Raw genomic sequence first — 20,733 nt, 5'->3', positions numbered from 1 at the left:
GCATGAGTACGAACCTTATGTCCCAGGCGCTGGCCGTGGATGCCTCGCTGAGAGCGCAGGCGAAGGGGCAGAAGCCGGTCACCCTGTGGCTGACCGGCTTGAGCGGGGCTGGCAAGTCGACCATTGCCAATGCGCTCGAGCTGGCGCTGGTCGAGCGGGACCGGCATACCTATCTGCTGGACGGTGACAATGTGCGCATGGGGCTGTGCCGCGATCTTGGTTTCAGCGACGCCGACCGGGAGGAGAACATACGCCGTATCGCCGAGGTGGCCCGGTTATTTGTGGATGCCGGTCTGATCGTGATCACCGCGTTCATCTCCCCGTTCCAGCGGGATCGGGCCATGGCACGGGAGGTCATTGGCAATGAAGCCTTCATCGAAATCTTCATCGATACGCCGCTGACCGAGTGCGAGCGTCGGGACCCCAAGGGGTTGTATGGCAAGGCGCGTTCGGGACTGATCAAGAACTTCACGGGTATCGATTCCGCTTACGAGCCTCCGGTCGATCCGCATATTCGTATCAATACCCTCGAAGAAGACTTGCCGGCGGCAGTAGGGCGGATACTGGCCTATCTGGATAAGTGGGAAAAGGCATGACGCACAGGGGAGGGTGTTGCCCTGGCTGAGTTATATAGGGGCAATGCTCAAAGCCCATTTCTGGGAAGCAACTGCTGTTCCGGAGTTGCGGCAGCATGCCAGGTCCTTGGCCGTCAGGCTGGCGGAAGATTTGCAACTTATTGCCTGAAACTCGAGTGGCTGGGAGTGGTATGAAGTTTTTGCTTTTGTATAAGGGAAATTATCTCTCCAATTTGCGTGGCCCCGAGATTCGTTATTTGTCTTTGGCGCGCGAGCTGGTTTGTCAGGGACATGAGGTTGTTCTAGGTGGGCGATCGGCTGATAGCAGCAGACTGCCACCCAAGGTCCGATTTGTTGCTGTCTCCGATATTTTCAGACTAATCGGCTCGTTCGCCTTTGCAGATGTGATTGTTTTGCACGGGGGCGGTCCCGTGATCCTGTTGCTGGCCCTTGTCGCGGGGTTTTGGGGGAAGAAAATCATTCTGGACGGTTATGCTCCACAGTGGATCGAGCTGGATGTTCTCATGGCTCGCAACAAGCGTTCCGTTCAGGTGAGAAGACTAGCGAAGAGTTATTTCAATATTGCGCGCAACCTTCTGGGGGCACTGGCCTTCGACAGTGTGGTTGTGGCAAACAAGCGGCAACTGGATCTGTTCAGGGGATTGTTGGCGCCTTTTTTGTTGACCCATGACTTCCAGCGCATTTCCATAATACCTTTCGGTTGCGATGCATATCAGGCTTTCGACAAGGAGCGGGGGAGAGCACTGCTGGGGCAATTGGCCGACCAGAAATTCCAGGAAAAGGATTTCCTGGTGGGGTGGCTGGGTGGGGCTTATGAGTGGTTCGATCTCGATTCGGTGATGCGTGAGATTTCGAAGTCAATCGCCGGGAACGAGAATATAAAAATAATTTTTTTCGGTGTCGATGAACTTCGCCAGGCCGAATTGTTGCGTTTCGCCGATGCCGCGGCCAGGACGAATGTGGTTTTTCTGCCCTGGATTGAGCCTTCCAGGCGCTTCGAGCACTGGTCGGGGCTCGATGTCTCTTTGGTGTGGGGCGCTGAGGGTTATGAGAACGACTATGCGTCGAGAACACGGAACTTTGATTGCCTGACTTTGGGCTTGCCAATCGTGCAAAACATGGACGACGAATGGGGGGCAAGACTGGAGCACAGGGGCGGCGGTCTGGTGGTGGATGAGGCCACGTTGTCCGAGGCGCTTTTGACGCTCAGCCATTCTCCCGAGCGGCTTTCTGAAATGCATCGGTCGCTGCTGGATCTGGCTCCGTTCTTTTCCTGGGTGCGCTTTGCCGAGCGTCTGAGTACGGTGGTGTCGAAATCTGGCATGGCTTCGGCAAGAAGGGCTTCAGGCCTGATCGGCTTTTTGCTTGTGCTGCCTGCTCTCCTGTTTTTCTTTATATGCGCCCTGTTCAAAACAGTTTCGAGAGCCTGAATGAGCTACAAACTGAATATTTTAGGCACTCGGGGAGTGCCTGCCTGCCATGGCGGGTTCGAATCCTTTGCAGAAAAGTTGTCGCTGTTTCTCGTCGGCAAGGGCTGGCAGGTCACCGTTTATTGCCAGGGGAGCGGTCGGGGAGGCTGCTCGGAAAGTCTCTGGAATGGCATTCGCCGTATCGAGATTCCAGTACCGCGAGATAACGAACTGGGTTCTGTGGTGTTTGACTGGAAGGCTACCTGCCATGCGTTATCTCAAGAAGGTCTTTTTCTGACGCTGGGATATAACACGGCGATTTTCAATCTGCTGCAGCGGGTCAAGGGGCAAACCAATATCATAAATATGGATGGCATCGAATGGCGTCGTGCTAAATGGGGAAGGTTTGCCAAGGCTTGGTTCTGGTTGAATGAGCGTGCCGCATGCCGAATCGGCAATCATCTGGTGGCGGATCATCCCGAGATCAAGGAACATCTGGTTACACGCACGAAACCTGAGAGGATTACCATGATTCCCTATGGTGCCGACGAAATCCTCAGTGCCGATCCGCTTCAGCTTGTTCCCTATGGTGTTGAGCCGGGAAAATTTTCTGTCGTCATCGCGCGCCCGGAGCCAGAAAATTCCTTGCTGGAAATCGTTCGCGCCTTCAGTCGGACCATTCGCAATCATAAGCTGCTTGTACTGGGCAATTTAAACCCGGACTGTAATCCTTTTCATCGGGCGGTCATGAATGCTGCAAGTGATGAGGTTGTCTTTCCGGGGGCAATATATGAGCCTGCAGTAGTTCAGGCATTGCGTTTTTTTAGCCGCTTTTATCTACATGGCCATCGTGTTGGAGGTACCAACCCTTCCCTGGTCGATGCCTTGGGAGCGGGTTGTGCGATTATTGCTCATGACAATCAATTCAATCGGTGGGTGGCTGGACCTGAGGCGGTCTACTTCAAGGATGAGGTGGCTTGCGCCAGGTTGCTCGATGAGCTACTGGCGGATGAAGCGTCTATCATGAGTATGAAGGCAGCGAGCCATGAGCGTTTTCAGGCAGACTATTCGTGGAGCAAGGTGCTGGGTGAGTATGAGAAGCTTTTGATTCGCTGGTATCCCCTTAATTGAGTGGTGAGCAAGCTTCGAATAAGCTCGTTCTATAGTAAGAGGATTTGATGAGTTTTAGGCGCAGCGATAATTGATTTGTTCGTTCATGGGGGGCGGGATGTCGTCACTTCCATCCCTCATCGGTCTACATGTTTTCTACAATTACAGTTCAGGTTTTTGCGTGGCCATGATGGGCCAGCACGGCCTGATTGTTACTATTGGCAGCCCTTGTCTGTGTGATTGGCAAGCCCGGCCATGGCTGGTATTGGTCTATCGCTGTCTACTGGTCAAGCACACTGGCTCAGTCGGTTGCGGGGTGTGCCATGACCCCAGCCTGCGCCTTGGTCTGAATTAAAGACTCAACACGACGGCCATCCGGTACGAACTGGCGACCAGCACATGGGACAATCGGCTGATGATGTCTATGGTCGGTTGTCGATCATGCAAATGCCCAAGGCAAGCACAGGCGTTATGATATCCAGATTTTGCTCATGCTGTGACTATTGTGAGTAACGGCTGCTGTAAGCCGCTGTAAACAGACGTGACCGGCAAGGTCGAAGCTTTTTATTTTTGATTTTGCGCGACCGCGTACTCTTGGACTCTAAAAGGACACGCCTTGATTCCCCGTTTTCAACCCACTTTCGCTGAGCGCTATCCTGTTCCTTTGTTTGTGGCGCTGCTGGATCTATTATTCGTCGTCGTTGCGGGTTTCATGGCCTACTTCTTCCGTTTCGACGATTTTGACATGCCGGGGCGTTATAATACGGCGACATTGTTAGGTGCTATCACTGTCGTTTTCTGCCTGGCGCTGGGTGGCGTCTACGGCTCGCAGCGTGGCCAACCCTTCTTGCGTCAGTTCAGTGTGCTGTCCTTCGCCTGGCTCGCCGCAGCAGGCATCCTGCTTTCGCTGTCCTTCCTGCTCAAGGTATCGGAAAGCTATTCGCGATTCTGGTTTGTCGGCATGCTGCTACTCGGCTGGTCCATGAGCTTGCTGTTGCGCCTTTCAGCCTTTTTGCTGCTACGCCGTCTGCGTGCTTCGGGCAATAACCTGAAGACGGTGCTTTTAGTGGATTCGGGTGGCAATTCCGCCAGTCAGTTGAGGGACGGGCGCGCCCTTGGCGAGCATGGTTTCAAGGTGGTTCACAGTCTGCCGTTCAGCCACGCCTCGAACTGGCTGGACACCTTGGTCGCCGAGGTCAGGCAGCATGGCGCGCACGAGGTGTGGCTCTGTCTGCCGTTGAGTGAGGGGGGGGCCATTCGCTCGATCCTCTACGCGCTGCGCCACCATACGGTGGAGATACGCTTCATTCCCGACTGGGGGGACATCCGCCTGCTCAACCACAGGATCAGCCATATCGCCGGCCTGTATACCCTCGATCTGAGCTGCAGCCCCATGGATGGGCCGGCCCGACTTATCAAGCGCTTGGAGGACCTGCTGGTCGGTATCCCGATTACCCTGCTGATCCTGCCTGCCTGTGTCCTGATCGGCCTGGCCGTCAAGCTCACCTCGCGGGGGCCGATGCTGTTCAAGCAGTACCGCACCGGCATCAGCGGCAAGCGCTTCAAGGTCTACAAGTTCCGTTCGATGGTGGTTCACCAAGAGTCGAACGGCGAGGTGCCCCAGGCCTGTCGCAACGATGCGCGAGTCACCCCCCTGGGCGCTTTCCTGCGGCGCACCAGCCTCGACGAACTTCCCCAGTTCTTCAACGTGCTGCAGGGGCGCATGTCCATCGTCGGCCCGCGGCCCCATGCGTTGGTGCACAACGAGTACTACAAGGACCTGGTCGAGTCCTACATGCAGCGCCACAAGGTCAAGCCGGGCATTACCGGCTGGGCGCAGGTCAGCGGCTACCGCGGCGAGACGGACAGCCTGGAGAAGATGCGGAGGCGGGTGGAGTTCGACCTCTGGTACATCGACAATTGGTCGCTGTGGCTGGACCTGAAAATCATCTTCCTGACGGTGTTCAAGGGGTTCGTCAACAAGAACGCCTATTGATTATTGGAGCGTTATGCAGATTGGCGTTATTGGATGGGCCAGTCTGTGCGATGGCCACCTCCTCGGCTTGCTCGGTCAGCCGTAAAGCTGGGCGGGATGCAGGCCAGGCTGTTCGGCGGCCTGGCTGATGCCACTCCGCTCAGCCAGTGCCAGTCGACGCTCCATAGAGATACGCTGCAGCAAGGTGAACCATGGCAGGGCAAGCAAACCCGTACCCGCCACTCCCAAGCTTGCAAGGATGAGGCGCTGGCACTGGGCAAGATCAAGGCGGGACAATCGCATAGAAGGGGGCAGGTGCAGCCGTTCACTCCCTCTCCCATGAATGGGGGAAGGGAGAAGATCGTTCATGCGATTGTCCTGAAGATCAAGCCGCCACGAAGATTTATTCCTGGTCACTGAAATTAATTCGACAAGAGTTTTGATTTGTCTTCTATAAGAAAAGGAGGAAAAATAATTAAATCAGTAAGTAATGATAGGCTCTGGAACAATCATATGAATTATTTTATTCTCTTGACTTTGGTTCATTGCCTTGCTTTATCTTTATATACTTGCAATTGTTTTTCACGCTACCCCGATTTTTTGCCATTATTCTAATGGCATTTTTATGGCTAAGTGCTTTCATTAATTAGATCGGCGCTGAGTGTAGTCAGGCGGGACATGGTTGTCCAGGCGCCAAAGGGACATTGGTCGGAACGGAGGCATTCGGTCTTTGGAGTCCGGATCGTGTGTGATAACGTCCCGCCTTTCTTTTCACTCCACCCGAGCGACCCAGTATGCGTAATGTACGTGAGAACAGCCTGCAGGCTGCCCTCAAAATCTGCAGGAGCAGTTTCATTTCGGTTGGCTTCTTCAGTTTTTTCGTCAATGCGCTGATGCTGGTCCCTTCCTTTTATATGCTCCAAGTGTATGGCCGGGTCTTGACCAGCGGGAGTACGACCACGCTTGCGATGCTCACCCTGATCATGACCGCTCTCATGCTGACCATGGGGTCCTTGGAGTGGACACGTTCGCGCATCATGGTCCGTATCAGCAGCAGGCTCGACGCACTGCTGGGGCGCGATGTCTATCGGGCGAGCTTCAAACGGGCGCTGGACAGTGGCGGAATGGATGCCTCGGCACAGCCACTCAACGATCTTACCGGCCTGCGGCAATTCCTCACGGGGAGTGGCCTCTTCGCATTTTTCGATGCCCCTTGGTTACCGGTGTATATCGGGGTCATGTTCTTTTTTCATCCTTGGTATGGCTGGATTGCCATTGCCAGTGCGATCGTGCTGCTTTGCCTGGCAGTGTTGAATGAAAGGCTCACCGGCAAAACCTTGGCAGAAGCCAACAAGCAAAACATCGCAGCCAATCTCCATACCACCAAGAATCTGCGCAATGCCGAGGTGATCCAGTCCATGGGGATGCTCCATAGCCTCATGGCTCGCTGGGATGTGTGTCAGAAAAAAGTTCTTCAGTTACAGTCAGTTGCCAGCGACAAGAGCGGTCTCGTCACCTCCCTTTCGAAGACTTTCCGAATGCTTGTTCAGTCGCTGATTCTTGGAGTGGGGGCCTATCTCGCCATCCATCAGGAAATCACTCCGGGAGCGATGATTGCCGGCTCTCTTCTGTTGGGGCGGGCTCTGGCGCCGATCGATCTGATGATCGGCAGCTGGAAAGGCTTCATTACCGCTCGCTCACAGTATGCCCGCCTCAACGAGATTCTCGATCAGCAGAAGTCCGACCAGGAGCGTATGTCGCTACCGGCGCCCGAGGGGCATGTCCTCGTGGAAAACCTGATCGTCAGTGCGCCCGGTTCGAAGACGCCGATTCTCAAGAACATCGGATTTGCCGTGCCGGCCGGCTCGGTCGTCGGCATCATCGGCCCCAGTGCCTCGGGCAAGTCCACCCTTGCCAGGGCACTTCTCGGCGTATGGGCTCCACAGCACGGCGTGGTGCGCCTGGACGGGGCCGACATCAATAACTGGGACAAGCGGGAGCTCGGACCGCATATTGGCTATCTGCCCCAGGACATCGAGCTTTTCGAAGGCAGTATCAGCGAAAACATTGCTCGCTTCGGTGAGGTCGATCCGGACAAGGTGATCCAGGCTGCCAAAATGGCTGGCGTGCACGAGATGATCCTGCAACTGCCGGAAGGTTACGACACCGTGATTGGCAGCGGGGGCGTCAGCCTCTCCGGTGGTCAGCGTCAGCGCATCGGGCTGGCTCGTGCCGTCTATGGCAATCCACGCCTGGTTGTCCTCGACGAGCCGAACTCCAATCTGGACGATGTGGGCGAGCGTGCCTTGGCCAATGCCATCCGGCAAATCAGGGCAACCCGCGCCACCATCTTCATCATTACTCACCGAACCAGCATTCTGGCCCAGTTGGACTCTCTGCTGGTGATGCATAACGGTGCAATTGCGCTTTACGGTCCGCGCGACAAGGTGCTGGCCGAGCTCGCATCCCAGCAGCAGGCAGAACCGACAAGGCAGCCAACCAAAGCCACGCCTGATGCCGCCCGGGCCGGCCAGGCTTGAACAGGGAGACGCAAATGACCGATGCGAGTACCAGCCGCGAGACTCCCATGCTTTCCGATCCGCCAACGTCCGACCATGCTGTGCGTCGCATAGGCTTTCTGATAGTTTTCGTCACCTTTGGCATCTTCGGCACCTGGGCGGCCTTTGCCCCTCTGGACAGTGCGGCCTTGGCTCCAGGCGTCGTGACCGTGCAGACTTACCGCAAGACTGTGCAGCATCTCGAAGGTGGTATCGTCAAGGAGCTGCTCGCACGGGATGGCGATATGGTCAAGGCCGGCGATCCGCTGATCATTCTCGACGAAACCCAGATTCGTGCCGAAAGCGAAGTAACCCGCAGCCAGCTGATCGCGGCGCAGGCGATGGAAGCCCGACTGCGTGCTGAACGTGATGATCTGGAGGCTATTAACTTCTCCTCCATGATCGAACTGAACAGTCCGCGCGCCCGCGAGGCCCGCGATGGTGAAACCCAGGTATTCACGGCCCGCCGCAACTCCCGTCTGGGGGAGGTCGCCGTGCTGGAAAAACGCATCGGCCAGTTGCACGAGCAGATCAATGGCCTGAAAGGAATGATCCATACCAAAAGCAGGCTGGAAAATTCTTTCGCAAAGGAAATCGGCGAACTGAGAGAGTTGCTCTCCGAAGGCTTCGTCGATAAGCAGCGTCTGTTAGAGCAGGAGCGAAATCTGGACAAGATGCGCGCTGAAATGGCCGATCACCGTTCGGAAATCACCAAGATCCGCTTGCAGATCAATGAAACCGAGTTGCAGATCCTCCAGCTCAACAAGGAGTTCAATGCCGAGGTCGTCAGCCAGTTGGCCGAGGTGCAGACCAAGGTCTTCGACTTGCAGGAAAAGAAATCCGCCCTGGAGGATCGCTTGGGACGTGTCGTGATCCGCTCCCCCGAGGACGGCATGATCTTGGGTATGACAGTGCATACCATTGGCGGCGTGATCAGCCCGGGAACGTCCTTGCTGGATATCGTGCCGTCCATTTCCGATCTGGTCATCGAGGCCCAGGTTTCGCCTATCGATATCGATCGAGTCGAGGCTGGCAAGCTCGCTGATGTTCGCTTCAGCGGTTTTAACAGCAGTACGACTCCAGTCGTCGAAGGTAAGGTTATCCATGTCTCCGCCGACCGTTTCGTAGACGAAAAGAATGGTATGCCCTACTACCTGACCCGCATCGGCCTGACTGAAGAGGGTTCCCGGCGCCTGGGAGGCCTCAAGCTGCAGCCGGGCATGCCGGCCGAGGTCTACATCAACACTGGCAAGCGCACCATGCTGCAATACCTGATACAGCCGGCCACCGATGCTCTCGCCAGATCGCTGATCGAGGAGTGACCGTGCGCCGCACGACCTATATGTTGTTGGCTCTGCTGAGCGTTTCGGTACAGGCCGAAACCCTGCGGAGCGATTCGGCACCGTCCTTGCCGCCTGCGGCACAAAAGCAGGGAGTCCGAGCATCGGAATATGCCGCCGATCTGATGCAGTTGTACCGAGAGTCGCGCCTGGAGGATCCGCGGGTCCTGGCCGCTTATGCACGTGCTCAGTCCGGTAAGGAGCGACAGCGCGAGGCGCTGGGCGAATTGCTGCCGCAAGTCTCGGCAAGCACCGTATTCAGCCGCAACACGCGTGACGATGATGCCGCTCGCACCTCCTACGATACGGAGCGTTATTCCCTTACTTTATCTCAGCACCTCTACAACAAGGCTGCCTGGGAGAATTATCAGAAATTCAAGAGCCTTGCCCGACAAGGCAACTCCGAAGCCGAGGAGGCCCAGGCGGAGGCGGCCATAGATCTTGCGCAGCGCTATTTCGTCGCCCTGGCCTCGGATGACGAGCTCGAACTGGTCTTGGCCGAGCGCCGCGCTACCCAGAAGAATCTGGACCGTGTCAATGCACTGTATGAAAAGCAGATGGCAATGATCACCGATGTCCTTGACCTTAAGGCGCGTGTCGACTCACTGGCTGCCGATGAGGTCGAGGCGCGCAACCAGGTACGCCTCAGCCGCGAGGAGCTTGCCGAAGTCATCGGGCGTCCTGTACAGGAAAGGCTCAGTCGCATCCGGGAAGACATCGAGCTCCAGGCGCCTCAGGAAACCCTGGAAGTCTGGATCGAGCGTGCCATCGCAGCCAACCCGGGGCTCAAGGCAAAGGAGGACGCTCTGGCGGCGGCCGATGCAGCTATCCGGGAAGGCAAGGGCGGGCATTACCCCTCCCTCAGCCTCAACCTGTCGGCGCTGCGCAGTGATGCCGGCTTCGACAACAATCCGGCAGCGCGCTATGACAACTACTCGGCCGGCATTGCCGTGCAGGTACCCATCTATAGCGGCGGCTCCACCTCTGCCCGGGTCAGGGCATTGCACAGCGATCGGACCTCGGCCGAGCAGGAGCTCGAAGCGATGCGGCGCCAGCTGTTCAAGGAAACCACCAGCGCCTACCTGACGGCCCAATCCAGCGTGGAAAGGATACGTGCCTCGCGCAATGCGCTTGACTCGGCAAAGAAGTCCACGGACGCCGCCGAGAAAGGTTTTCAGTTCGGCGTCGTGAATGCAGCCGACGTATTGACCAATGTGCAGAACGAGTACAAGGCACAGCGTGACCTGTTGAAGGCCCAGTACGACTTCATCACCAATCTTCTGATTCTGAATCGCTGGGCCGGCAAGCTGTCCGAGCAAACCATCGAGAGCGTCAACGTGTGGCTGGCCCAGAGCGGCGATTCAAACTTCTCCAGGCAGCGCGCCGCGAAATGAACATGGGCAGGCAGGCGGCGATCATCACTGGGGCCTGGGCCAAGTGTCCTGCTCGCTGTCCCAGGGGATCGAGCGCGCGCTGAGTACTTGCTGGGCATTGGCCTTTCTGCGGCCAGTATCGAAGTTCAAGGCAGGGGATGAGTGTGCTCGGGCACTTGGCTTTTCGCTCCCCTGCCGTTGCCCAGGCGGCGACTGCAGATGTGCAGAAGGTAGGGCAACGCGGGGGGTCAAAACCGAGGGAAAAGCCCATTCGGCGCTTGTCCCGCGAAAACCTCATACGCCTACGGCCCACCAGCGAAATCTGCGACAATCGCGGCTTTTCAGCGAATCGCCAATGGCTGTCCATGACCGATGCAACGCCCGCCCTCGACTCTCTCTCGAACAACCTCGACCACGCTCTGATCGGCGACCGCCACCGCCTGCGCCGCCAGCTCCATGAGCTGCGCAAGAAACCAGATGAGGCAAAGCTGGCGCAGTGGCTGGAGCGCTTCCAGGCCTCCTGCGCCAAGGTCGAGGCACGCCGGACCAGCGTGCCGGCGATGCGCTACGACGATCAGCTGCCCATCGCCGCCAAGCGCGACGAGATCAAGGCGGCGCTGGAAAAGCACCAGGTGCTGGTGATCGCCGGCGAGACCGGCTCGGGGAAGACCACCCAGCTGCCGAAGATCTGCCTGGAGATCGGCCGCGGTGTGCACGGGCTGATCGGTCACACCCAGCCCCGTCGCCTCGCGGCCCGCAGCGTGGCCACCCGGGTGGCGGAGGAGGTCGGTTCGCCCTTGGGCGAGTTGGTCGGCTACCAGGTGCGCTTCGAGGACCAGTCCAACGAGCGCAGCCTGATCAAGCTGATGACCGACGGCATCCTCCTCGCCGAAACCCAGCACGACCGCTACCTCGAACGCTACGACACGATCATCGTCGACGAGGCCCATGAGCGCAGCCTGAACATCGACTTCCTGCTCGGTTACCTCAAGACCCTGTTGCCGCGCCGGCCCGACCTGAAGGTCATCATCACCTCGGCGACCATCGACCTGGAGCGCTTCTCCAGGCACTTCAACGACGCGCCCATCGTCGAGGTCTCGGGGCGCACTTACCCGGTGGACACCTGGTACCGCCCGCTGGCCGCGGAAACCGACGAGGAGGGCAACCGGGTCGAGGAGGATCTGTCCGTCGACCAGGGCATCCTCGTTGCCCTCGACGAGATCGCCGCCCATGAGCGCTCGATCGGCAAGCGTCCCGGCGACGTGCTGGTATTCCTTCCTGGCGAGCGGGAGATCCGTGACTGCGCCGAGGTGCTGCGCAAGGCCAACCTGAAGCATACTGAAGTCCTGCCGCTCTACGCGCGCCTGACCCCGGCCGAGCAGCAGAAGATCTTCCGCCCCGCGGCCGGCCGCAAGATCGTGCTGGCGACCAACGTCGCGGAAACCTCGCTCACTGTGCCGGGTATCCGCTACGTAATCGACAGCGGTACCGCGCGGATCAGCCGCTACAGCTACCGCGCGAAGGTCCAGCGCCTGCCGATCGAGGCCGTCTCCCAGGCCAGCGCCAACCAGCGCAAGGGTCGTTGCGGGCGGGTCGAGCCGGGCATCTGCGTGCGCCTCTACAGCGAGGAGGATTTCCTCGCCCGCCCGGAATTCACCGACCCCGAGATCCTGCGCACCAACCTCGCCGCAGTGATCCTGCAGATGCTCCACCTGCACCTGGGCAGCATCGAGGATTTCCCCTTCATCGAGCCGCCGGACGGCAAGGCGATCAGCGACGGCTTCAACCTGCTGCAGGAGCTCTCGGCGGTCAGCCGCGAGGGGCAGCTCACTCCGCTCGGTCGTCAACTGGCCCGCCTGCCGGTGGACCCGCGTCTCGGCCGCATGCTGCTGGAGGCCGCCCAGCAGGGCAGCCTGGAGGAGGTGCTCATCGTCGCCAGCGCGCTCTCGGTACAGGACGTGCGCGAACGCCCGGTGGAACGCCAGCAGGCCGCCGACCAGGCCCACGCCCAGTGGAAGGACCCGGATTCCGACTTCGCCGCGTTGATCAACCTCTGGCGCGGCTTCGAGGGACAGCGCCAGGCGCTGGGCTCCAACGCCCTGCGCAGTTGGTGCCGGAAGAACTTCCTCAACTATCTCCGGCTGCGCGAATGGCGCGATGCCCACCGCCAGCTCACCTTGATCTGCCGCGAACTCAAGCTCGGCACCGGAAAGTCGGTGGATGGCTTTGGCCATCCACCCTACGCCGGCCGCAATGCCCGTAGGGTGGAAAACGGCGCAGCCTTTTCCACCACCGGCCAGGCCCCCGGAGCGGAAGTTTCACGCGGTGCTCTTCCGCCAGGCCAAGCGCAGAAGCCCGCCGAAGCCAGCGAAGCCGCCCAACGGGCCCGCGACTACGCCGCTGTGCACAAGGCGATCCTCTCCGGCCTGCTCAGCCAGATCGGCCAGAAGACCGAGGAGGGCGACTACCTCGGTGCCCGCCAGCGGCGTTTCTGGATCCATCCCTCCAGCGTCATCGGCCGCAAGAAACCGGTCTGGGTGATGGCCGCCGAGCTGGTCGAGACCACCAAGCTGTTCGCCCGCATGGTGGCGAAGATCGAGCCGGAGTGGATCGAGCCGCTGGCCGGCCATCTGGTCAAGAAGAACCATCTGGAGCCGCACTGGGAGAAGAAGCGCGGCCAGGTCGTCGCCTACGAGCAGGTCACCCTTTACGGGCTGATCGTGGTTGGCCGCCGCCCGGTGCACTACGGCCCCGTCGACCCGCTGGTTTCTCGCGAGCTGTTCATCCGCGAGGGGCTGGTGCGTGGCGAGATCGCCAGCCGCGCCAAATGCCTGACCGCCAACCGCGAGCTGCTGGAGCTGCTCGACGAGCTGGAGGCCAAGGCACGCCGGCGCGACATCCTCGCCGACGAGGAAACCCTGTTCGCCTACTACGAGGCGCGCCTGCCGGCGGACATCTACCAGACCGCCAGCTTCGACAGCTGGTACAAGCGCGAGAGCGCCAGGGAGCCGCAGCTGCTGATCATGCGCGAGGAGGACGTGCTGGCCCGCGAGGCCAGCGAAGTCACCGCCGCGCAATACCCGGACAGCCTGCGCCTGGGCGAGCTGCAACTGCCGTTGACCTACCACTTCGAGCCCGGCCACCCGCGCGACGGTGTGACTATCCGCGTGCCGGCGCCGCTGTTGCCGCAACTGCCCGCCGAACGCCTCGACTGGCTGGTGCCGGGCTTGCTGGAAGCCAAGTGTGTGGCCCTGGTGCGTAACCTGCCCAAGGCGATCCGCAAGAACTTCGTGCCGGTGCCGGACTTCGTCAGGGCGGCGCTGGCCAAGCTCGTCTTCGCCGAAGGCGCGCTGCCCGAGGCGCTGGGCCGCGAGCTGCTGCGCATGACCGGCGCCCGCGTGCCCGAGGAGGCCTGGGAGGAAGCCGCCGCTCAGCTCGAAAGCCACCTGAAGATGAACCTCGAGGTGGTCGATGCCCGCGGCAAGTTTCTCGGCGAGGGCCGCGATCTGGCCGAGCTGACCGCCCGCTTCGCCGAAGCCAGCCAGGCCGCCCTGGCCATCCCGCAGCAGGCCCGGGAGCAGCAGCCGCTGGAGGCCAGGGCCTTCGCCCCGGTGGCGGAAAAGACCCAGCAGAAGATCGCCGGCCTCTCCATGACCGTGTTCCCGGCGCTGGTGGAAGAGGGCTGCACGGTGAAGGAAAACCGCTTCTCCACCCAGGCCGAGGCCGACTTCCAGCACCGCCGCGCCCTGCAGCGCCTGCTCCTGCAGCAGCTCGCCGAGCCGGCCAGGCAGCTGCGCGGCAAGCTGCCCGGCTTCACCGAGCTCAGCCTGCTCTACCGCGACATGGGCAAACCGGACGCCCTGGTCGAGGAGGTCCTGCTGGCCAGCCTCGACGCCTGTGTCCTCGACGGAGAGCCCCAACTGCCCCGCGACGGTGCCGCGCTGGCCACGCTAGCCGAGCGCAAGCGCGGCGCCTGGGCCGAGCATGCCGGCCGCCTGGCGAAACTGGTGCTGGAAATCCTCAAGCTCCGCCACGACCTGCAGAAACGCTTCAAGGGCCGCATCGACCTGGCCCAGGCCGTCGCCCTCAACGACATCAAGGCCCAGCTCGCCCGGCTGATCCAGCCCGGTTTCGTCCGCGACACCCCGGCCGAATGGCTGCGCGAATACCCCCGCTACCTCAAGGCCATCGAGCAGCGCCTCGACAAGGTCGGCAGCCAGCTCCAGCGCGACCGCGTCTGGACCGGCGAACTGGCCGGCTACTGGGAGCAGTACCGGGCCCGCGCCGCCAAGCACGCCCAGGAGGGCAAGCGCGACCCCAACCTGACCCTGTACCGCTGGATGCTGGAGGAGTATCGGGTGTCGCTGTTCGCGCAGCAGTTGGGGACGAAGATGGCGGTGTCGGACAAGCGGCTATCCAAGCAGTGGAGTCTGGTGGAGGCCTGAGACTGGCTGTGGTGGGCAAGCGAAGCGTTGCCCACCCTACGGGGCCTGCTGGCTTGGGTAGGGTGGAAAACCCGCGAAGCGGTTTTCCACCGGGGGCCTCGGGCTGCTTGCTACTGCGGCGCAGGGCAGCTATGAGCCGCCTGCTTCAGGGCTCTGGCATGATCCACATGTTTCCCTCGTCAAAAGGCTCGATATAGACGGAAAACTCGCTGTCGCCATAGCCGACCCAATGCCAAACATCGACTTCCCATGTATGCCCCTTGTGCTTGGCTAGCAGTTTGAAGGTATGGGACTTGAGCTTGCTGGTTTCACCTAGCAGTGACTCATCAAGAGCGGAATAGGTGTACCGCAACTCGCGATGCCAGTCTTTCTGGCTGGTAATGGCCTTCAGGGCTTCCCTGGCCGGCGCCTTGTCTTCCTCCTTCAGATAGGATTGCCCGATGTCGAGTTTCCCCACTCTTTCCAGTTCCGCAATGGGCATTGGTAGCGGTTGGCGGCTGACCAGCCGGCCATACTCGCAGTCGAAAACCCAGTCGCCCGATTTCACATACTCGTCGGCACGGATCACGACGCCATTGCCCCACTCCTGCTTGTACACGCTCGTCATCACTCTGTATCCGAAGTAGCCCGCACAGCCAGCAGCAGCGGAATGAAAATGACGGACAGGACGCCCCAGACGCCTGAAAACTCAAAGAAACCTCCTGGTACTCCAACCGGGGTATTGCCTGATATGACTGGGTTGGCCGCACCAGTTCAACAAGGCGCTGGCGTTGCAGCAGGTCAACCGCGAGGCGGGCGGGAAGTTCAGCGGTTATGTGGCCATGGCCAGGCAGCTCACCGCCTGGCGCAACGGTGAAGAAACGCCGTGGTTGAAAGAGGCTCCGGTTCATCCATTGCAGCACGCCCTCAAAGATCTCGACCGGGCCTACCAGAACTTCTTTGCCCAGCGGGCGGATTTCCCACGCTTCAAGAAGCGAGGCCGGGGCGACAGCTTCCGCTACCCCGATCCCCAGCAGATCAAACTCGACCAGGGCAATTCGCGCATCTTCCTGCCCAAGCTCGGCTGGCTGCGCTATCGCCACAGCCGCGAGGTGCTGGGGGTGGTGAAGAGCGTCACGGTGAGCCTGAGCGCCGGCCACTGGTACGTCTCGATCCAGACCGAGGGCGAAGTGGCGGTTCCGCTGCACGCTTCGCCACCCTTTGGGATGGCCAGCGGGAACCGTGCTGGAGCCGCTCAATAGCTTCGCCCGGCACCAGCACCGATTGGCCAGGGCCCAGCGCCAGATGGCTCGCAAGACCAGGTTCGGCCGCAACTGGCACAAAGCCAAGGCTCGAGTTCAGCGCATTCAGCGCCGGATTGCCAATGTCCGTGCCGACTACCTGCACAAAGCCTCTCACCGGCTGGCTGGAGCCTCTGCATCGCGCTTCGCGGGTCGTCGCCGCCGGGTTCTTTGGCGATCTCAATGTCATCCACCCGTTCCGGGAAGGCAATGGCCGCGCCCAGCGCATTCTGTTCGAACACATCATCGTGAATGCCGGCCATGAGATCGATTGGTGGCCTGTCGATGAAGAGGAATGGATTCGAGCCAACGTCGATGCCGTCGTTTGCGACTACGGGGCGCTGGTCGCTCTGTTCGACAAATGCATTGGGGGCCGGATCGTGCCATGAGCGCGGCGGATTTCTCCGTTCCGTCTGCGCGCTTCCCAAACCTCAGCCCGTTCTCCCGAACCAGCGCCGCCCCAGCGCCACCCAGGCCAGCGCGGGATAGCAGGCGTAGTGCAGGCCGAACAGCATCAGTCCGACCGGACCATGGGCGTACTGCTCTTCCATCATGCCCAGCAGCCCGAGGTAGAGCACGCCGAGGCCCAGGCCATAGCGCAGGACGATGCCCTTGCGCTCTTCGGGCCAGGGCGCACGACGGGTTCGCCAGGCGAAGACCAGGGCTATGCCGGCGGCGATCAGGCCAGCGATCAGCAGGGTGGCGAACAGGCCGCCGACCTTGACGAAGGCGCGCAGCAGCAGGTTGAGCAGGATGCTCGCCAGGATGCCGCCGAGGGCGTAGTGGCCGAGCCGGGGAGAGGGGGTGGACATGCGGGGGGAGGCTGCCTGCAGAGGAACGGGGTGGCTGCACCATAATCCAGCCGCAAGACTGGCGACAAGCGCCCGCGCTGGTCGTCAGCCGGCCCGACGACCGTTGTGGCGTGGGCTAGCCTGTTGGGGAGTTCCTGGGAGGATGGCTGCTATGGATAGCACGATACGTATTGGATGGATTCCCGCCCTGATCATCGGCGCGGCCCTGGCCTTTGCCGGCTGGGCGGTGGGGCGGGGGGTGGAGCACTTTCGCATGGGGGACCGTGCGGTGACAGTGAAGGGACTGGCCGAACTGGATGTGAAGAGCGATTTTGCGATCTGGACGCTGGCCTTTCGGCGCGGTGGCGACAAGTTCAGCGAGGTACAGCGGGACCTGCATATGGATCGTGACCGGATCGTGCTTTTCCTCCGCAATCAGGGTTTCGAGGCCGGGGAAATCGAAGTCCATCCGCTGCAGGTCCAGGATCTGCTGACCCGGGAATGGGCCTCACGGGATGTGGGGCTGCGCTTCAACGGCCAGGGGAGGGTGCTGGTGAAGACGCCGCGGGTCGATGTGGTGGCGCAGGTGGTCAACCGGGTCGATCCCCTGATCCAGGCGGGCATTCAGCTCGAGTCCGAGCAGCAGGGCCAGCCCGGCCTGCGCTATCAGTTGCGCGGCTTCAACGACGTGAAGCCGAAGCTGCTGGAGGAGGCCACCCGCAATGCCCGGACGCAGGCGGCGAAGTTCGCCGAGGATGCCGGGGCGACCCTCGGCCGGCTGAAAAACGCCAACCAGGGGGTGATCCGCGTGCTCGACAGCGACGGCGGCGAGGAGGACAGCGGCCGCACCATCGACAAGCGCCTGCGGGTGGTCAGCACCTTCCAGTATGCGCTGGACTGAAAGGTTGCAGGCGCTGGCTTGCCCGCAAGGCGCCTGGCCGTTCCCGAGAGCAGCCGGGAGCATCGCCGGCAGGCCGGCGCCTGCTGCTCTCGCAGGGGCAGGGTGGCTCAATGCTCCGCCACGGCCTGCCCGGCCGGCGCTGCCCCTTTCTCAGGGCCGGTCTGCAGTTTCCAGGCCTGGAAGAAGATCAGCAGGCCGCAGATGGCCGTGGCCGCGCCGACGTAGCCGGTGACGGTCCAGCCCAAGCCGGCGCTGATGGCCAGACCGCCGAGCCACGGGCCGAGGGCATTGGCGATGTTGAAGGCGGCATGGTTGGAGGCGGCGGCCAGGGTCTGCGCCTCGGCGGCCACGTCCATCAGGTGCGTCTGCAACGGCGGCGACAGCGCGACCATGGTGCCCACCGCGAAGGCCGCCGGCAGGATCGTCCAGATCGACTGGGCGGACATCGGGAAAAGCAGCAGCACCGCGGTGCTCCACAGCAGCACCCAGGCGACGGACTTGAACTGCAGCCGGTCGAACAGCCAGCCGCCGGCGATGTTGCCGATGATGGAGCCTAGGCCGAAGGCCGCCAGGCCGAGCGGAATCCAGCCCTCGTGCACCCGGGTCACCTCCAGCAGGGTCGGCGCCAGGTAGCTGAACACGCAGAACATGCCGGCGAAACCGATCGAGCTGATGGCCAGCGCCAGCCACACCTGGGGTTGGTTGAAGGCGCGGATCTCGCGCAGGGGGTTGCTGGGTTCCTCCTGGCGGTTCGCTGGCAGGTAAAGGAACACCAGCGCTACGGTCAGCAGGGCGATGGCGCCGACCAGGGCGAAGGCGGTGCGCCAGCTCAGCCACTGCCCGAGCCAGGTGGCGAGGGGGTTGCCGACCAGGATGGCGATGGTCAGGCCCAGCATCACGCGACTGACCGCGTTGGCGCGTTTGTCCGGCGCCACCATGGAGGCGGCCACCAGCGAGGCGACGCCGAAGTAGGCGCCGTGGGGCAGACCGGCAATGAAACGATTCAGCATCAGGGTGTGATAATCCGGCGCCAGCGCGCTGGCGAAGTTGCCGGCGGCGAAGAAGAGCATCAGCAGCATCAGCAGGGTGCGGCGCGGCAGGCGGGCGCCGAGGATCGCCAGCAGCGGCGCGCCGACCACCACGCCCAGAGCGTAGGCGCTGATCACATGCCCCACCTGGGGCTCGCTGACATTCAGGTCCTGGGCCACGTTCGGCATCAGGCCCATGATGGCGAATTCGCCGGTGCCGATGCCGAAACCGCCCATCGCCAAAGCCAGTTCGATCAATAAAACAGCGCGAGCGGAAAGCTGCGGCGCGCCCACTGGAGCGTGCTCCGTCATGGTGAACCTCGAGTCGATAAATAGGTTGGATTGCAAGCAAGGGAGGGGGAGAAGCGTCTTCATTATTCTCCCATCGGGGGTCCGAGAAAACTGATGTAGTCGCTCAAAAACGTGGTTTCAGGGATATGGCCGGTTTGTAGCGGAGCATGCGCGTCCCGTTCTGCGGCAACGTGCCGTCGCCCGGCGCAGGAGAGGCTCCGGTGGCCGCTCTGGCCGGGCCGCCGGGCGGTGCCGGAAGCGGCAGCTGCCGTGCCCTTGACGAATTTCGGCCGACGCGGCGGAGGGCTCTCGAGCGCAGGCTGTGCAAGCGGCCGATCGGCCCTTTGGAACCCTGGATCAGGTAGTCTCCTCCATCGGGCACTCCATGACACTGAATCGAATGAGCCAGTTCATTTTTTTTAAAATCAATTGGTTGTAGCGATCTTCACAGGCGGTTTCGCTGCCCTGGCCGGGAGAGGCAGCGGCCACGGGGGCTTATTTGTAATAAAAAGTTACATTTTGCGTGCCGCATCCCGATAGGTCTTCGGCAGCTCGCCGGTCCACTGCTTGAACGCCCGGGTGAACGCGGACGGCTCGGAAAAGCCGAGCTGCCGGGCGATCTGGCTGATCGGCATGGAGGGCTGGGTCAAGTAGTGGATCGCCATGTCGCGACGCACGCCGTCTTTGAGGCCCTGGAAGCTGGTGCTCTCGGCGCAGAGCCGGCGGCGCAGGGTGCGCTCGCTCAGGTGCAGGGCGGCGGCGGTGCTCTGGATGGTGGCACCGGCGAGATCGCCGGATCTTTCCAGGTGGTCCAGCACCCGCCGGGTATACACGGGGTAGTAGGCCGGGCGGGTGAACCAGTCGATCGGCGCCCGCCGCAGATGGCTGGCGAGGGCCTCGGGGGTCTGCACCAGCGGCGCGTCGAGCATCCGCGCATCGAACACCAGGCAGTTGGTCGGCTGCTCGAACTTCGCCGGGCAGGGAAACATCAGCCGGTATTCGGCCAGATGCTCGGGCGCCGCATGGTCGAAGGCGACGTACTTCAGGGGAATCCGCTGGCCGATCAGCCAGCTGGGAAAGCGGTGCCAGAGCAGCAGCAGAAACTCCCGCAGCAGGTAGTCCGGGTCCTGGGCGGGATCGCTCAGCGCCATCGAGAAGGACGCCTCCTCGCCCTCGACCTTCAGCTCCAGACGCAGCGAGTCGTTCACCAGGTTGTAGAAGTGGCCGAGTTTGTAATAGACCGAGCGCAGGTTGCGCGAGTGGACCACCTGCTTGGCCATCAGCGCGAAGATGCCCTGCCGGCAGCGCTGCGAGCCCATGCCGAGGAACTCGTCGTTGCCCAGGCGCCAGACCCCGCGCATCAGCCGGCTGAACTGGTCGGGGGTGATGCGCAGGTGGGGGTTGTCGAGCAGCCGGCGGCTGATGCCCGCCTCGCCGAGCAGCACCTCCTCGTCGAGTCCGCGACGGCGGGCGGCATTCATCAGCACCCGGGCGAAATGCATGGAGATGGAATAGCGCTCGATGCTCATTGGCCTGTCCTGGAGGTGCCTACATCTGGGGAAGGAGTCTATGGGAACGGCCAGAATGGTGCTGTCCGTTAATGTCTATTTTTAGGCTGAATTCGTTATTGCCGACT

15 protein-coding genes and 2 pseudogenes are annotated in these 20,733 nt (G+C 61.3%); 12 read left to right on the top strand and 5 right to left on the bottom strand.

All coding sequences use genetic code 11. The annotated features are described in order from the left end of the window. Positions 1 to 2: 2 nt before the first annotated feature. The 4 genes from cysC (at position 3) to ACYVD0_RS21025 (ending at position 5,111) form a co-directional block, all read left to right on the top strand. Positions 3 to 596, top strand: a complete 594-nt coding sequence (gene cysC, locus ACYVD0_RS21040; protein WP_460428606.1) for an adenylyl-sulfate kinase — start codon at positions 3 to 5, stop codon at positions 594 to 596. A gap of 170 nt (positions 597 to 766) precedes the next feature. After that, positions 767 to 2,026: a glycosyltransferase family protein gene (locus ACYVD0_RS21035; protein WP_460428605.1), complete on the top strand. Its 1,260-nt coding sequence runs from the start codon at positions 767 to 769 to the stop codon at positions 2,024 to 2,026. Beyond that, positions 2,027 to 3,136, top strand: coding sequence for a glycosyltransferase family protein (locus ACYVD0_RS21030; RefSeq protein WP_460428604.1), 1,110 nt, complete (start codon positions 2,027 to 2,029; stop codon positions 3,134 to 3,136). 649 nt (positions 3,137 to 3,785) lie between these two features. Next, positions 3,786 to 5,111, top strand: coding sequence for an undecaprenyl-phosphate glucose phosphotransferase (locus tag ACYVD0_RS21025; protein ID WP_460428690.1), 1,326 nt, complete (start codon positions 3,786 to 3,788; stop codon positions 5,109 to 5,111). Positions 5,112 to 5,186: 75 nt separating this feature from the next. Here ACYVD0_RS21025 and ACYVD0_RS21020 read toward each other — a convergent pair whose 3' ends face one another. Beyond that, on the bottom strand, positions 5,187 to 5,459 hold the full coding sequence (locus ACYVD0_RS21020; protein WP_460428603.1) for a hypothetical protein: 273 nt from the start codon (positions 5,457 to 5,459) through the stop codon (positions 5,187 to 5,189). A gap of 425 nt (positions 5,460 to 5,884) precedes the next feature. Between ACYVD0_RS21020 and ACYVD0_RS21015 the strand changes: the two genes are divergently transcribed. From ACYVD0_RS21015 to hrpA, 4 genes are all read left to right on the top strand, one after another. Continuing rightward, positions 5,885 to 7,630, top strand: a complete 1,746-nt coding sequence (locus ACYVD0_RS21015; RefSeq protein ID WP_460428602.1) for a type I secretion system permease/ATPase — start codon at positions 5,885 to 5,887, stop codon at positions 7,628 to 7,630. A 14-nt stretch (positions 7,631 to 7,644) separates the two neighbouring features. Continuing rightward, entirely contained in the window at positions 7,645 to 8,970 is a 1,326-nt protein-coding gene (locus ACYVD0_RS21010) for an HlyD family type I secretion periplasmic adaptor subunit (protein WP_460428601.1), read from the top strand. Beyond that, complete coding sequence (locus tag ACYVD0_RS21005; protein WP_460428600.1) at positions 8,967 to 10,382, top strand: TolC family outer membrane protein; 1,416 nt, start codon at positions 8,967 to 8,969, stop codon at positions 10,380 to 10,382. Before ACYVD0_RS21010 ends, ACYVD0_RS21005 begins: the two co-directional genes overlap by 4 nt. A gap of 344 nt (positions 10,383 to 10,726) precedes the next feature. Continuing rightward, positions 10,727 to 14,806, top strand: a complete 4,080-nt coding sequence (gene hrpA / locus ACYVD0_RS21000; RefSeq protein WP_460428599.1) for an ATP-dependent RNA helicase HrpA family protein — start codon at positions 10,727 to 10,729, stop codon at positions 14,804 to 14,806. A gap of 145 nt (positions 14,807 to 14,951) precedes the next feature. Here the strand turns inward: hrpA and ACYVD0_RS20995 are convergent, their stop codons facing one another. Next, positions 14,952 to 15,413 carry a hypothetical protein gene (locus ACYVD0_RS20995; RefSeq protein ID WP_460428598.1) on the bottom strand — a complete coding sequence of 154 codons (462 nt, stop codon included), beginning with the start codon at positions 15,411 to 15,413 and terminating at the stop codon, positions 14,952 to 14,954. A gap of 163 nt (positions 15,414 to 15,576) precedes the next feature. On the opposite strand from ACYVD0_RS20995, the gene ACYVD0_RS20990 reads away from it, so the two are divergent. The 3 genes and pseudogenes from ACYVD0_RS20990 to ACYVD0_RS20980 form a co-directional block, all read left to right on the top strand. Continuing rightward, positions 15,577 to 16,047, top strand: a complete 471-nt coding sequence (locus tag ACYVD0_RS20990) for an RNA-guided endonuclease InsQ/TnpB family protein (RefSeq protein ID WP_460428597.1) — start codon at positions 15,577 to 15,579, stop codon at positions 16,045 to 16,047. Between the two features lie 43 nt (positions 16,048 to 16,090). Continuing rightward, positions 16,091 to 16,156, top strand: a pseudogene (locus ACYVD0_RS20985) (hypothetical protein); the annotation flags it as partial. A gap of 52 nt (positions 16,157 to 16,208) precedes the next feature. Next, a pseudogene (locus tag ACYVD0_RS20980) lies at positions 16,209 to 16,475 on the top strand (Fic family protein); the annotation flags it as partial. 42 nt (positions 16,476 to 16,517) lie between these two features. Here the strand turns inward: ACYVD0_RS20980 and ACYVD0_RS20975 are convergent. Then, positions 16,518 to 16,898: a hypothetical protein gene (locus ACYVD0_RS20975; protein WP_460428596.1), complete on the bottom strand. Its 381-nt coding sequence runs from the start codon at positions 16,896 to 16,898 to the stop codon at positions 16,518 to 16,520. 151 nt (positions 16,899 to 17,049) lie between these two features. Between ACYVD0_RS20975 and ACYVD0_RS20970 the strand changes: the two genes are divergently transcribed. Next, positions 17,050 to 17,778: an SIMPL domain-containing protein gene (locus ACYVD0_RS20970; protein WP_460428595.1), complete on the top strand. Its 729-nt coding sequence runs from the start codon at positions 17,050 to 17,052 to the stop codon at positions 17,776 to 17,778. Between the two features lie 107 nt (positions 17,779 to 17,885). Here ACYVD0_RS20970 and ACYVD0_RS20965 read toward each other — a convergent pair whose 3' ends face one another. Both ACYVD0_RS20965 and ACYVD0_RS20960 read right to left on the bottom strand, forming a co-directional pair. After that, a complete protein-coding gene (locus ACYVD0_RS20965; RefSeq protein WP_460428594.1) occupies positions 17,886 to 19,118 on the bottom strand; it encodes an MFS transporter in 1,233 nt (410 codons plus the stop codon). 491 nt (positions 19,119 to 19,609) lie between these two features. Further along, on the bottom strand, positions 19,610 to 20,626 hold the full coding sequence (locus ACYVD0_RS20960) for an AraC family transcriptional regulator (protein WP_460428593.1): 1,017 nt from the start codon (positions 20,624 to 20,626) through the stop codon (positions 19,610 to 19,612). Between the last annotated feature and the right edge of the window lie 107 nt (positions 20,627 to 20,733).

The sequence above is a fragment of the Azotobacter armeniacus genome, assembly GCF_054779355.1.
This window is presented reverse-complemented; position numbering and strand designations above follow the sequence as displayed.

Bases quoted from the DNA above. Each gene is read 5' to 3' on its own strand.
- ACYVD0_RS21010 (WP_460428601.1), top strand. From the start codon at position 7,645: ATGACCGATGCGAGTACCAGCCGCGAGACTCCCATGCTTTCCGATCCG.
- cysC (WP_460428606.1), top strand. From the start codon at position 3: ATGAGTACGAACCTTATGTCCCAGGCGCTGGCCGTGGATGCCTCGCTG.
- ACYVD0_RS21020 (WP_460428603.1), bottom strand. From the start codon at position 5,459: ATGAACGATCTTCTCCCTTCCCCCATTCATGGGAGAGGGAGTGAACGG.
- ACYVD0_RS21015 (WP_460428602.1), top strand. From the start codon at position 5,885: ATGCGTAATGTACGTGAGAACAGCCTGCAGGCTGCCCTCAAAATCTGC.
- ACYVD0_RS20975 (WP_460428596.1), bottom strand. From the start codon at position 16,898: ATGTCCACCCCCTCTCCCCGGCTCGGCCACTACGCCCTCGGCGGCATC.
- ACYVD0_RS21035 (WP_460428605.1), top strand. From the start codon at position 767: ATGAAGTTTTTGCTTTTGTATAAGGGAAATTATCTCTCCAATTTGCGT.
- ACYVD0_RS20965 (WP_460428594.1), bottom strand. From the start codon at position 19,118: ATGACGGAGCACGCTCCAGTGGGCGCGCCGCAGCTTTCCGCTCGCGCT.
- ACYVD0_RS20995 (WP_460428598.1), bottom strand. From the start codon at position 15,413: ATGACGAGCGTGTACAAGCAGGAGTGGGGCAATGGCGTCGTGATCCGT.
- ACYVD0_RS21030 (WP_460428604.1), top strand. From the start codon at position 2,027: ATGAGCTACAAACTGAATATTTTAGGCACTCGGGGAGTGCCTGCCTGC.
- hrpA (WP_460428599.1), top strand. From the start codon at position 10,727: ATGACCGATGCAACGCCCGCCCTCGACTCTCTCTCGAACAACCTCGAC.
- ACYVD0_RS20960 (WP_460428593.1), bottom strand. From the start codon at position 20,626: ATGAGCATCGAGCGCTATTCCATCTCCATGCATTTCGCCCGGGTGCTG.
- ACYVD0_RS20970 (WP_460428595.1), top strand. From the start codon at position 17,050: ATGGATAGCACGATACGTATTGGATGGATTCCCGCCCTGATCATCGGC.